The following is a 12308-nucleotide window of genomic DNA, read 5'->3' on the forward strand; positions in this document are numbered from 1 at the left end:
GCGCTCAGTACCGGTATTGCAGCCCCACCCCCGCGCCGCGGCGCGTGTAGAAATCCCCCTGACGGGTGGTACCCACGTTCCACCAGAGTGTCCACGTGGGATTGAAGGCGTGATGGCCGAAAAGACCAACGCCTTTGACGTCGGCATTGACGATGCCTTGCGCAAGTACGGTGGGTTCGCGACCGGCGTTGAATTGGATGCCCACCTCGCTGGTATCCGCATAGCTGCGCGCGACGCGCAAATCATGCGCGACGCCGCTGCGACCATGCACTTGACTGGCAATCGCTTGGTACCCGATTCGCCAAGCACCCACGTAGCGTTCGATGCCGGCTTTCACACGATTGACATTCGCATCCCGATAGCGACTATGGCCGATGCCACCGGAGGCGACCCAGCCTTGGCCCAACTCTTTGTAAAGGTCCATATCGACGGCAGTCCTTGCCAGAAAATCCGCATCCGGCGCCAAGCTCACCGTCGGCACCCACACCCAAGCTTTGCCGAATGGCACCGAGGCCGACAATTCGATGCCGCGATCGGTCGTGCCGAAGCGTTGTTCTTCGAACACAGCAATATGACCGCCGATGCGACCACGGGTTTCATTGCCAAGCTCCAGCCGCATGCCGCGCCAATCGTCATAGCCCTTATCGAGCGCGTCGCCATGCGCGGACACCGTGAAATGCGTTGTCCGTTCCGGGGTCGAGGTTTCGACGCGTTCGTCCGATTGCGCGTACGCCACACTGAACGCACCGCACAACAACCAAGCTGAGTACCGCAATTTCATCGTGATCTCCTGAGCAGGCGCCGGATCCGTGCCAACAATTCATCGGTCAGGAAGGGCTTGGTGACGTAATCGTCGGCGCCCAATTCCAAGGCGCGTACGATATCGCCCTCACGTGCTTTCGCCGTCAACATCAAGACCGGTACGTCGGCCCAAGCCGCACGACTGCGCAGCACTTCAAGCATTTCCAATCCGTCGTGGAATGGCAGCATCACGTCCATCAAGACCACGTCCGGCACCGGATCATCGCCGCGCAGACGGGCCATTGCCGCGCGCCCTTCGGTGGCGTGCTCAACCTCAAAACCATTGCGTTCAAGCAGGAACCGAATGATGAAGGCGACGTCCTCCTCGTCTTCTATCAGTAGGACGCGCTGGCTGCTCATGCGTCGACCTCCGCCAGTGGCAACAGGATATGAAAGGTGGTGCCGGTCCCTTCAATAGTGTCAAAACCGATCGTGCCGCCCATTTGTTCGATCATGGATTTGGCAATCGCGAGACCGAGCCCGGTTCCGCCCTTGCGGCGCGCGTCGTTACTTTCTGCTTGGGTGAAACGTTCGAACACGTGGGGTCTGAATGCCTTGGGGATGCCCCGACCATGATCGCGCACACTGATCTCCACCGCACCTTCCAGCTGTTCAGATTGAATTTCGACGATGTCGCCCGCCGGAGAATGCTTGATCGCATTCGACAGCAGGTTCGCCATGACTTGGGCGAACCGATCGGCATCCACCCGCAGCTGGACGTCCGGACCTTCGTGCAGCACGAGTTCCACATTCATCGGTTGCGCATAGCCTTCATGCGCCGCAACGCTGTGTGCCAGCAAGCCGCGCAAACCGTGCACCGCCGGCACCATGGTCAGTTGCCCTGCCTCGATCTTTTGCAAGTCCAATATGTCGTTGATCAACCGCAACAGACGCTCGGTGTTTTTGCGGGCGATGTCGAGCAGCGGCAAGGCATCGCCGGGCAGTGTCTGCGCGAAGCCGCCCAAAAGGTCCAACGCACCGCGCACGGAGGTCAGTGGCGTACGCAACTCATGACTCACTGTGGACACGAACTCGTCTTTGACGCGTTGGGCGCGCATCCGCTCGGAGACGTCGACCGCAACGGTCAACACGCTACCCATACCTTCGCCCGGCAACGCCCGCTTCACAATCTGGAACCAGCGCGGCTGCCATGCCGCATCAATCATCTGCACGGCGTCCTGTCGCCAGGGTGCATCGGGCGTGACGTCGGCATCATGTGTGATCAACGGTTGCAGCATGGCCAGGCAATCCGCACTGGGGCCTGCATCGCCCTCGAGTTCTTCGACACTGCATCCGACCAATTCACCCAACGCCTTGTTGACCAGCACGAACCGCCCCGCCAAGTCGCGAACGAAAATCGGATTCTCATCTGTGTCGATGATCGTGCGCAAGAATGCATGCTGACGACGCTGCTGTGATTCGCCGTTGCGCGCCCGCGCCAGCGCTTGCCGGCGCTTTTCCGCTTGGAAATTGATCGCGAGTACGGCAGACATCAACAAAACGCCCGCGGCGATCACCATGGCAAGGCGAAGCAAACGCGTACGCGCGGTTTGATCATTGATCCCGGCATTGCGCTGCGCCAAGCGCCGCTCTTCGTGGGCCTGTAATTGCAGCAGATGTTTGCGAACTTCTTCCATCGCGACACTGCCGGCATTGGTCTTGACGAGGCGGGTGCCGAGCTCGGGCGCACCCTGCCGCACGGCCTCGACCACGGCCATGGAGGCCCGAACACGCGCGTCGATGTGAGGGTCGATGCGCTGCCACCAAGTTCTGTACCAGGATTCCGCGGGCATCGCCGCTTTCAGCTGTGCACGTGCGTCCCTCAGGCGCAGACGTCCGGATTCAAACGTTTCGGCAAACTGCGGTTGACCGGTGATGAGGAAACCGCGCGCACCGGATTCGACATCTTGAAGTGCCGACAACATGCGTTGCGAGTTCGACATCACCGACATCGTCTGCATCGCCGCGGTATTGGCGGCGCGCAGAGCGTGTTCGTTTCGTCGTCCTTCCGTGTACAGCACGCCCAACAAAAGCAGTGAAGCGAGGAAGGCGAAGTTATAGCGATTGAGGAATCGTTTCAGATCTGATGCTCCGGTGCGCATCCTCAAGATAACGCGCCGGACGTCTGCAGGTGTTGATTGTCTGAACGCCGCCTGTTCCGGGGGCTTATTCGACGCGCTCGACCTTGGGCTTGGCCACGTCGCCCTCTGCATCGCGTCCACACAGGGCGTGATGGACAATATCGATCCAATCCTTCTCATTTCGGTCACCCCATGTCTTCCTTGTTTGAACCCTTTGACCTCTCCGGCCTGACCCTGTCGAACCGGATTGTGATGGCACCTCTGACGCGCAACCGTTCTCCCGGCGCAGTACCACAAGCGATGACGGCGACCTACTACGCGCAGCGCGCCACGGCGGGTTTGTTGATCACCGAAGCGACGGCGATCTCGCAGCAGGGTCAGGGCTATGCCGACGTGCCCGGGCTGTATTCGCCTGAGGCATTGGCGGGCTGGCGTGCCGTGACCGACGCCGTCCATGCCAAGGGCGGCAAGATCGTGGTGCAACTGTGGCATGTGGGCCGGATCTCGCACGATTCGTTGCAACCCGGCGGACAGCCGCCGGTTGCGCCTTCGGCCATTCAAGCGAAATCGCAAACCTTTTTGATTGATGCTGAGGGCAAAGGTGCGTTCGCGCCGACTTCCTTGCCGCGCGCCCTGACGATAGAAGAACTGCCGGGCATCGTCGAGGACTACCGCCGCGCCGCACGAGCGGCGATGGACGCCGGATTCGACGGCGTGGAAATCCATGCGGCAAATGGCTATTTGATTGATCAGTTCCTGCGCAGCGGCAGCAACCATCGCACCGATGCCTATGGCGGATCGGTGGAAAACCGCGCGCGTTTCCTGTTCGAAGTCGTCGATGCCATCGCGGCGGAGATCGGCGGCGCACGCACGGGCATTCGCCTCTCTCCGGTGACGCCTTCAAACGATGCCTTTGATCCGGCGCCGCAAGCTTTGTTCGAACACGTGGTGCGCGGACTCGCAGACAAAGGACTGTCATACATCCACGTGGTGGAAGGCACGACGGGTGGCCCCCGTGACACGCAGCAGGGTGATGCGCCGTTTGATTATGCGGCTCTGAAGCAGGCCTATCGCGCGGCCGGTGGCAAAGGCGCGTGGATGTTGAACAACGGCTACGACAAAGCGATGGCTGAAGAGGCGCTGGCCAGCGGGCGGGCGGATTTGATCGCTTTCGGCCGGCCGTTCATCAGCAATCCGGATTTGGTGGCGCGCCTTCGAAATGACGCTGAACTGGCACCGGGCGACAACAGCACCTTTTATGGGGGTGGGGAAACTGGTTACATTGACTACCCGACCGCCGGGTGATCACGAAGCTGCGTGCGCTACGGAAACGGGACGGTTTACCTCGCCGTACGCGCAAATCGGTCCAGCGCATCTTGGCGCCCGGTCTGTAGATCAACAATAGGTTTCGCCGGATAACCGCGGACGGAGACGCCCGACATCCACGGTGCATGAATGCTGCGATTGTCGAGTGCGGCAAGCTCAGGGAGCCAACGGCGAAGATATTCGCCGGAAGGGTCGAACTTTTGTGATTGGCTGACCGGATTGAAAATCCTGAAATACGGCGCAGCGTCAACACCCGTGCCGGCCACCCATTGCCAGCCCAAAGTGTTGTTGGCGAGATCTGCATCTACAAGTGTGTGCATGAACCACTTCGCACCTTCTTGCCAGTGAATGCCCATGTGTTTGGTCAGCCATGACGCTACAACCATCCGCACTCGGTTGTGCATTCGCCCCTCGTGCCAGAGTTGGCGCATGCCCGCGTCGACCAAAGGCACACCGGTGCGACCTTGCGCCCACGCGCTGAGCCCTTCAGGATCTTCTCGCCATTGCAGCGAATCGAAGCGCGGGTTGAAATTGCAGCTGGTGCTTTGCGGCCAGTGATACAGCACGTAATAGGCAAACTCGCGCCAGCCGATTTCAGCCAAAAACTTGTCTGCACCGGCGCTGCCGATCGCGCGGGTTTGCGCAAGCACGCGGCCCGGACTGATTTCGCCGAAGTGCAAATGTGCAGACAAACGTGAAGTTGCATCTTGCCCCGGGTAATCACGCGCTTCGACGTAGCCGTCTACTTCGCCCAGGAACGCCTCGAGACGCAGGTGGGCCGCGCGCTCACCCGGCGTGCTGTGCTGCCAAAAGCCGAGATCCCAAGCGGGTCTTGGCGACCGTACCTCTGTCGTCGGCCAGTCTTCTCCCTCGGGAAGCTGCACTGCGCTTAGATGAGTCGGGGCTTCAACCGCGACATGCCGCCACGTGCCGAGCGCAGCCTTGTAGAACGGGGTGAAAACGCGATAGACAGTTTCCGACTTGCTACGCAAGCGGTCGGCGTCGGTCAGCACGCGACCGCCGTTGCGCAGTAAACGCACGCCTTCGTGCAACAGTGTTTTTGCCAAGCGTGCGTCGCGCGCGTCGGCATCGGGCTCGTGCAACGTACTGACATGGACGGCTTCTGCGCCGAGCGCGGCAGCCAAGCGCGGTAGCAACGCTTCTGCCCTGCCCGTCAGCACATTCAGAACACCCCCACGTGCGGCAATGTCCGCCGCAAGCGCTTGCAACGACCGGCTCAGCCATGCGCGGCTGGCGTCATAGGGCGCTTGAGTCTGCTCGTCTAGGTAGACGAAAAACACCGCCTCGTGCATAGCCAGCGCTCTCGCTAGCCCCGGATTGTCCGCCAACCGTAGATCACGTCTGAACCAGTAAATACCCGTGCTCATGTCGATGCGGCCACTCTTGAACGTGACATCAGCGCTGACGCGTGGACTGCGGCACCATCCGCAAGTTGGTGATGTCATAGCCCAAAGCGCCGATCCGATCGATTGCAGCTCTGAGTGCTTCTTTAGACATCTGCGGACTGCGCGCCATGAGCCAAACGTAATCACGTTTGCTACGGCCGACGATTGCATGCGAATAATCAGGCGCCAAATCGACAATCACGTATTCCGCCTGTATCGGCCAAATGAACTGCATGCCCCATACCGCGTTTTGCGTACCCGGAACCACGCGCCCCACCGGGGTCATCGTCTTGAGCGGCGCGTCGAAACCGCCATCCCGGTAGGTAAACGTCGTCCGGATGCGTCCATCGGTGTCGAGCCGGTAGGATTCCACGGCATCGAATGCGTGACGTTCCTTGCGCGAGGGAATGTGCGCTATGACGTACCAATCGCCCATGAATCTTTGAAGATCCACGCTTGCAACAGGTGGAATGGTCGGCGGTGTGGCGGCGCAGCCGAACAAACCCACGGCGGCGATCGCGGAAGCGAGCAACTTTTTCATAGGTCCTCCTTTGCAAAGCGATAGTGCGCGACCATCCACTCGGTCCCATCGGCGTAGCCGAACAATTCAGCGCAAGCCATCCAGAACATTCGCCATCGCTGGAACCATAGCGTGGCTTGTTCACCATAGGCCTCTCGCAGAACCGGCATGACGCGGTCGCGATGCGCGTCTTGGTTTTCCAGCCAATGGTTAGCGGTGCGCGCATAGTGCGTGCCGTTCACCAACCAACGCGCATCCATCCGCAGGTGCTGCTGAAACCACAACAGCGTGTCGGCCGCCGGCATCAATCCGCCGGTGAAAAAGTGCTGGCCCATCCAGTTGTCGCCGCCCTCGGTCTCGAACGGATACAGCAGGGTGCGATGGCAGAAGATATGCACAAACAGCCGGCCATCCGGCCGAAGCCATGCGCTGATGCGTTGCATCAAGGTGGCATAATTGCGCATGTGCTCGAACATTTCGACAGAGACACAGCGGTCGAATCGATTGGGCTCAAGTGCCAACGTATTCACATCGCAGGTCACAACGCGGACGTTGTGCAAGCCACGCTCGGCGCACTCAGCTTCGATGTGACGGCGCTGGGCACTTGAATTGGACACCGCGGTGATGCGCGCGCCAGGGTAGCGCTCAGCCATCCACAACGTGAGCGAGCCCCAACCACAGCCCAGTTCAAGGATGTCTTGTCCATCCGCCAATTGCGCACGCTCGGCGTACAACTCAAGCATGGCCTCTTCGGCGTCGGCCAAATGCGACTCGGGCGTCGGGTAGTAGCAGCCGGAGTACTTGAGCCTGGGGCCAAGACAGGCTTTGAAAAATTCGGGCGGCAGCTCGTAGTGCTGACGATTGGCGTCGTCGGTGTGGATCGCTACCGGACTTTGTCGCAATTGCGTCAACAGCGCCGACGCGCGTTGTGCGGCGCGTTCGGGATCATCGGCGTGCTCTTCCCGCAAACGTTGCGCGCACAGCCTGCGTATGCCCAGTCGCAGGAGCGGATCGGGTATCCAGCCGCGCTCTGCCAAGCCGAGCATGCCGGTTGTGCGTGCATCATCCGCGAGCTGCGGAACATCGACCGAACGTGTCATCAATTGTCCTTGGGAAACCATGGAAACAGCATGGGTGTGGTGCGCTGGTAGTTCGCGTAGTCCGCGCCGCGGGTCCGTAGTGATTGCGCCTCGGTCCACGGAATGCCACTCAGCCAGCGCAGGAATATGTACATGACGATGGGACCGGCACACGCGAGCCACCACAAGGGTGCGCCCCAGGCGAGCAACACATACGTAAACCAGTGCAACCACTCGAAGAAGTAATTCGGATGCCGCGAGTAACGCCACAGGCCCGTACGACAGGTTTTCCCGGCGTTCTGAGGATTCGCGCGGAACGTCCGCAACTGGTGATCGGCAAGTGCCTCACCCGCCACGCTGATCAACCACACACCGACCGCGGCAAAACATGCGATGCCGAATCGGTTCTGCGGATTGGCCGCCACCGCCAGAAAAGGCATGGCAAAAAGCGCGATCAACAGTGCCTGGAATTGGAAGAACATAAACCACTTCCAAGGCGTGTTCCCAATCGTTTGACGCAACTGCGCGTAACGGCCGTCTTCCGGCTCGACGCTAGTTCGCTGCCAAAGGTGCGTACCCAGACGCAGCCCCCAAACCGCACCCAACACGCCTACCAATACGCGCGGGACGATGCCACCCGACCCACTCGCCGCGATAAATGCCGCCGCAGCGGCGACGCCCAATGACCACACCACGTCGACCACGCCGGCGTTGCGCGAACGTTGCTGGCCGGCCCACGCAAGACCCTGCACTGCCGCGGCGAAGCACCACACACAAACGAGTTGGACCCATACGGACATCAGTCGCGACCCGCCGGCGCAATGAGCGGCGCTTGAAATAGAAGGTGAGAAACGCCGATTGAGCGCTCCCTGAAACCGCCTTCGCAATAGGCCAAATAGAACTCCCACAGACGAATGAAACGCGTATCGAAACCTTGCGCGTGCACTTGCGCGATGTTGGCCAAGAACCGCATGCGCCATGCTTTCAATGTCCGCGCGTAAGACAGACCGAAATCTTGCAACTCGATCAGGGCCAAGTGGCTACTGCGCGTTTTGGCCGCCAACATTGCCGCGATGGACGGGATAAATGAACCCGGAAAAACGTGGCGCTTGATGAAATCGACCGAACGCACCGCCTGTGCATAACGATGATCTTCAATCGTAATGGCTTGCACCAACGCCAGACCCCCGGGTTTAAGCAAGCGGTCCAACGTTGCAAAGTAGACGTCGAGAAACTGCGGGCCGATGGCTTCGATCATTTCAATCGAGACCAATTTGTCGTAGCGGCCTTCAAGATCCCGGTAGTCCTGCGCCAGCACTGTGACCCGGTCGGAAAGTCCGGCCGCATCGACACGCTGTTTCGCCAATGCATATTGCTCGGCGGAAATGGTGGTGGTGGTGACGCGGCAGCCCCGGGTGCGCGCGGCGTGAATCGCAAACCCGCCCCAACCGCTGCCGATTTCTACCACGTGGTCTTCAGGACCTAAGCGCAGCTTCTCGCACAGCACATCCAGCTTTCTCAGTGATGCGACTTCAAGCGGCTCGTCCTCGCAAGTGAACATCGCGGAGGAATACATCAAGTCTTCAGAGAGGAACAAGGCGAAGAAGGCATTGCCCAAGTCGTAATGCGCAGCAATATTCTTGCGCGCGCCGGCGCGGGTATTTCTTCGTGCGGCATTGAGTGCACGCATGAGCCAGCTGGAGACTTTTGCGCTGCCCGTTTCCATGCCATCGAGCAAGTTACGGTTGCGGACCAAAAGCCGCACCAGTGCCACCAAATCGCTGCACACCCATGCATCGGCCATGTACGCCTCGGCCGCGCCTACGCTCCCGCTGGCCGCCAATGCGCGATAGAAAGACGGGTCGAGAATTTCCAAGCGCACGCGCGGGTACGCCTCAGACGGCACACCCAATACCACTGTTCCGGTTGCGTCCACCAGCTCCAAGGTGCCATGGCGCAAACCTTCCAAACGCTTCAAGAGCCGCTTGCGTAGAAAACGGTCGACACTGCCGACCTCGCCCAGATCTGAAAACGGACGTGCGCTCATGATTCACCTTCCAAGTGACGCGGGTGGTCGTAGACCGGATTGCCTTTCAACCACAACCGCAGCGCTTGCCAATGGATACCCGTGACGACTTGGGCCGTCATCAACGGATAGCGCAACAAGACGCGTGCCAACGTGGCGCCATTCAAGGGCCGGCGTCGCAGGGCAAGATGTGCATCGAATTCGTGTTTGACACCCGCATCCACACCCATGTGTACATGTAGATCCGTGCCGGGCGCAGTGAATGTCCAACGGTAGCGGCGATCCATCGGCAAGAACGGCGAGACGTGAAACGATTTGTCGAAGGACCAATGCATTGCGCGGCCGCGCATTTCAGCGGTTGACACCGGCAGCACATAAGCGTGGCGTTCTTTCCACGGGGTGTTGGTGATCTCGGCGACGATGGTGTGCAATTCACCCGTGTGGGAATGGCAAAAATAGAACGCCACCGGATTGAAGTTGAATCCGCCGTAACGGAGGTGGGCCAACAGGCGAATCGGGCCGTCAGGCCGAACGCCGGTCTCGGCCTTGACCCGCGCACGTACCGCGTCAGCGAGGGGTAGTCTGGCGTCTCCGAGGAAATCCGCCCGTTTGAATGCCGCCAGGTTGCTGCGCTCGTTCGACCAGAGCCAACGCTTATCGAAGACGCGGTCCAGTTCGTCCAAATCGAGATACAGCTGCGCCATCCGGTAACTGAAGGCGTGCGGATGCGGGCTGTGCCGCCGATGACGCACATGGCCCTCGTAGACGGCACTGGCCAAGGTGTTCATGCGCAATCCGCCACAGTGTGCGCCGAGGCTGGCGAATGTACCTCTTCCATGCGGGCAACGGTGCCGTTCCAATCCACGCCCAAAGCCGCCGCCACCTCGACCCCGCTACGGATGCCGTCTTCGTGGAAACCCCAACCCCAATAGGCGCCTGCAAACCACGTGCGACGCACGCCTTGCAGTTCTTTCTTTCGATGCTGCGCTTCAAGTGTTTGCTGTGTGTAAACAGGATGATGATACGTGCGCCGCAGCAGCACACACGCCGGATCCACCTCCGCACCGCGGTTCAACGAAACGATCAGCGGCGTTGTCACATCCAAACCTTGCAACAAATTCATGCAGTAACTCACCGTGCATGCCGCCGAAGGCACTGCGGGTAAGAACACATTCCATGCCGCCCACGCTTTCTTATGTGCAGGCATGATTTTTTCATCAGTGTGTAGCAGCATTTCGTTGGATTGATACGCGATAGCACCCAACACTTCGCGCTCTGCGCTTGTCGGCTCATCGAGCAATTCCAGTGCCTGATCGCTATGACATGCCAGTACCAAATGGTCAAACTCCTCCACGCCCGTTGCCGTGCGGAGATAGACGCCGCGCGCGTCGCGCGAAACGCCCACCACGGGGGTCGCTAGACGCGTGCGCACGCGCCAATTCGCCGTCATCGCATCGACGTAGGTGCGCGAGCCGCCCTGCACCACCGACCAGCTCGGGCGTGTGCCCAAATTCAGCATCTGGTGATTGGCCATGAACTGCACCAGGTATTTGGCCGGAAAGGCGAGAATCTCCGCCGGGGGTGACGACCACAGCGCACTGGCCATTGGAATCAGGTGCAAGTCTCGGAAGGCGTCGCTGTAGTGGTGTGCTTTCAGATATTCGCCCAGCGGAGGCCCCGCCTCATCCAACTGCAACAACCGCGGCGCTTCGCGATAAAAACGCGAAAGATCTCGCAACATCCGCCAGAATCGTGGCGACCACAGGTTACGACGTTGACAAAACAAAGTGTCCAGACGGGTAGCGTTGTACTCCAGACCCGAGCGCGCATCTTGCACGGAAAAACTCATAGTCGTGGCTTGCGTCTGCACGCCCAGTGTTTTAAACAAACGGGTCAGCAACGGATAGTGGTGAGGGTTGTGTACGATGAAGCCGGTATCGATGCGAAGCGATTGACCCTCGACGAAGACCTCGTGTGTGTCGGTGTGCCCTCCCAGGTAATCGTTGGCTTCGTACAACACCACATCGTGACGACGCGACAACAACCACGCTGCCGTCAGGCCACTGATGCCACTGCCCACCACCGCGATACGCATCTCAGCGGCGCCCCTTAGCCAGAACCCAATCAGGGACGCCTTTCAACGAATGCACCAAGCCCAATCCTTGCATTAGCCGCAGTCCGTACCAAGTGAAATCGATCTCCCACCAACGAAATCCCTGGCGAGCGCTGCCTGGATAGAAATGGTGATTGTTGTGCCAGCCTTCGCCAAGTGTGAGTAATGCGAGCCATGCATTGTTACGGCTGTCGTCCTTCGTCGCGTAGCGACGGCTGCCGAAGCGATGCGCCAACGAGTTGATAGTCACGGTGGCATGAAACAGCACGACCGTGGAAATAAAGAATCCCCAGACCAGCAGTTGTGCACCGGAGGTGTGCAGCGCCGGCGCGTGGGTTTCGAGCATGGCGCCAATGGCGTACAACGCGATGGCCAATGCCACCGGAACGGCGGTATCGAAGCGATCCAGCCAACGAAGCTCCGGATATTTCAGCCAATCGCCAATACGAGCGGGGTTGGTTGCAAACGCGCCCTGTGTCAGAAACCAACTGACATGGCTGCGCCAGAAACCTTTGCGCGGGGAATGCAGATCACGCGCCGTATCAGCGTGCGCGTGGTGGTGACGATGGTGCGCCGCCCACCAAAGGGGTCCACGCTGCACCGAAGACGCGGCCAAAACAGCAAAGACAAACTGTACTGCGCGCGAGGTCTTGAATGCCTTGTGCGAAAAGTAGCGGTGATAGAACGCGGTGATGGCAAACATGCGCATGGCATAAAGCAGCACGGCGACGCAAACCGCGAACGGCGACACCCCCACCCAAAGCACCGCCAGACACGCCACATGCATTGCAATGAACGGGAGCGCCCGCAGCCAATCGATCTCATCTCTACCAGCGGGGTCGATGTCGTTTCCGCCCGCGTCTATCCAACGGCGCATCACCGTGAGCTTCGCGATGACACCTCCCGTGGGCGATTCAATGACCTTCTTTGGCATCCGGGGCTCCTGTCTACCTTCA

At 59.9% G+C, this 12308-nt stretch carries 12 protein-coding genes; 1 reads left to right on the top strand and 11 read right to left on the bottom strand.

The annotated features are described in order from the left end of the window. Nucleotides 1-4 precede the first annotated feature (4 nt). The 3 genes from H8L67_RS00500 to H8L67_RS00510 are packed head-to-tail and all read right to left on the bottom strand — an operon-like array spanning nt 5 to nt 2903. A complete protein-coding gene (locus tag H8L67_RS00500) occupies nt 5-781 on the bottom strand; it encodes a YaiO family outer membrane beta-barrel protein (RefSeq protein WP_220379858.1) in 777 nt (258 codons plus the stop codon). Continuing rightward, nucleotides 778-1161: a response regulator transcription factor gene (locus H8L67_RS00505; protein ID WP_220379859.1), complete on the bottom strand. Its 384-nt coding sequence runs from the start codon at nt 1159-1161 to the stop codon at nt 778-780. Before H8L67_RS00505 ends, H8L67_RS00500 begins: the two co-directional genes overlap by 4 nt. Then, entirely contained in the window at nt 1158-2903 is a 1746-nt protein-coding gene (locus tag H8L67_RS00510; protein WP_220379860.1) for an ATP-binding protein, read from the bottom strand. Before H8L67_RS00510 ends, H8L67_RS00505 begins: the two co-directional genes overlap by 4 nt. 171 nt (nt 2904-3074) lie before the next feature. Between H8L67_RS00510 and H8L67_RS00515 the strand changes: the two genes are divergently transcribed. Beyond that, complete coding sequence (locus H8L67_RS00515; RefSeq protein ID WP_220379861.1) at nt 3075-4187, top strand: alkene reductase; 1113 nt, start codon at nt 3075-3077, stop codon at nt 4185-4187. A gap of 35 nt (nt 4188-4222) precedes the next feature. Here H8L67_RS00515 and H8L67_RS00520 read toward each other — a convergent pair whose 3' ends face one another. The 8 genes from H8L67_RS00520 to H8L67_RS00555 are packed head-to-tail and all read right to left on the bottom strand — an operon-like array spanning nt 4223 to nt 12286. Next, entirely contained in the window at nt 4223-5596 is a 1374-nt protein-coding gene (locus H8L67_RS00520; RefSeq protein ID WP_220379862.1) for a cryptochrome/photolyase family protein, read from the bottom strand. A 28-nt stretch (nt 5597-5624) separates the two neighbouring features. Continuing rightward, on the bottom strand, nt 5625-6155 hold the full coding sequence (locus H8L67_RS00525) for a lipocalin family protein (RefSeq protein ID WP_220379863.1): 531 nt from the start codon (nt 6153-6155) through the stop codon (nt 5625-5627). Then, nucleotides 6152-7180 carry an SAM-dependent methyltransferase gene (locus H8L67_RS00530; protein WP_255556086.1) on the bottom strand — a complete coding sequence of 343 codons (1029 nt, stop codon included), beginning with the start codon at nt 7178-7180 and terminating at the stop codon, nt 6152-6154. The genes H8L67_RS00525 and H8L67_RS00530 overlap by 4 nt, the downstream gene beginning before the upstream one ends. Nucleotides 7181-7233: 53 nt before the next feature. Then, nucleotides 7234-8013: a DUF1295 domain-containing protein gene (locus H8L67_RS00535; protein ID WP_220379865.1), complete on the bottom strand. Its 780-nt coding sequence runs from the start codon at nt 8011-8013 to the stop codon at nt 7234-7236. After that, entirely contained in the window at nt 8013-9263 is a 1251-nt protein-coding gene (locus H8L67_RS00540; RefSeq protein ID WP_434063436.1) for a class I SAM-dependent methyltransferase, read from the bottom strand. Before H8L67_RS00540 ends, H8L67_RS00535 begins: the two co-directional genes overlap by 1 nt. Further along, nucleotides 9257-10027, bottom strand: a complete 771-nt coding sequence (locus H8L67_RS00545; protein ID WP_220379867.1) for a DUF1365 domain-containing protein — start codon at nt 10025-10027, stop codon at nt 9257-9259. Before H8L67_RS00545 ends, H8L67_RS00540 begins: the two co-directional genes overlap by 7 nt. After that, nucleotides 10024-11334, bottom strand: a complete 1311-nt coding sequence (locus tag H8L67_RS00550; protein ID WP_220379868.1) for an NAD(P)/FAD-dependent oxidoreductase — start codon at nt 11332-11334, stop codon at nt 10024-10026. The genes H8L67_RS00545 and H8L67_RS00550 overlap by 4 nt, the downstream gene beginning before the upstream one ends. A 1-nt stretch (nt 11335) precedes the next feature. After that, nucleotides 11336-12286, bottom strand: coding sequence for an acyl-CoA desaturase (locus H8L67_RS00555; protein WP_434063408.1), 951 nt, complete (start codon nt 12284-12286; stop codon nt 11336-11338). Between the last annotated feature and the right edge of the window lie 22 nt (nt 12287-12308).

It is taken from the genome of Lysobacter soyae, from assembly GCF_019551435.1.
Taxonomy (GTDB): domain Bacteria; phylum Pseudomonadota; class Gammaproteobacteria; order Xanthomonadales; family Xanthomonadaceae; genus Solilutibacter; species Solilutibacter soyae.

Excerpts from the sequence above, each read along its gene's own strand:
- H8L67_RS00500 (WP_220379858.1), bottom strand. The coding sequence starts at position 781 with ATGAAATTGCGGTACTCAGCTTGGTTGTTGTGCGGTGCGTTCAGTGTG.
- H8L67_RS00505 (WP_220379859.1), bottom strand. The coding sequence starts at position 1,161 with ATGAGCAGCCAGCGCGTCCTACTGATAGAAGACGAGGAGGACGTCGCC.
- H8L67_RS00510 (WP_220379860.1), bottom strand. The coding sequence starts at position 2,903 with ATGCGCACCGGAGCATCAGATCTGAAACGATTCCTCAATCGCTATAAC.
- H8L67_RS00515 (WP_220379861.1), top strand. The coding sequence starts at position 3,075 with ATGTCTTCCTTGTTTGAACCCTTTGACCTCTCCGGCCTGACCCTGTCG.
- H8L67_RS00520 (WP_220379862.1), bottom strand. The coding sequence starts at position 5,596 with ATGAGCACGGGTATTTACTGGTTCAGACGTGATCTACGGTTGGCGGAC.
- H8L67_RS00525 (WP_220379863.1), bottom strand. The coding sequence starts at position 6,155 with ATGAAAAAGTTGCTCGCTTCCGCGATCGCCGCCGTGGGTTTGTTCGGC.
- H8L67_RS00530 (WP_255556086.1), bottom strand. The coding sequence starts at position 7,180 with ATGCTCGGCTTGGCAGAGCGCGGCTGGATACCCGATCCGCTCCTGCGA.
- H8L67_RS00535 (WP_220379865.1), bottom strand. The coding sequence starts at position 8,013 with ATGTCCGTATGGGTCCAACTCGTTTGTGTGTGGTGCTTCGCCGCGGCA.
- H8L67_RS00545 (WP_220379867.1), bottom strand. The coding sequence starts at position 10,027 with ATGAACACCTTGGCCAGTGCCGTCTACGAGGGCCATGTGCGTCATCGG.
- H8L67_RS00550 (WP_220379868.1), bottom strand. The coding sequence starts at position 11,334 with ATGCGTATCGCGGTGGTGGGCAGTGGCATCAGTGGCCTGACGGCAGCG.
- H8L67_RS00555 (WP_434063408.1), bottom strand. The coding sequence starts at position 12,286 with ATGCCAAAGAAGGTCATTGAATCGCCCACGGGAGGTGTCATCGCGAAG.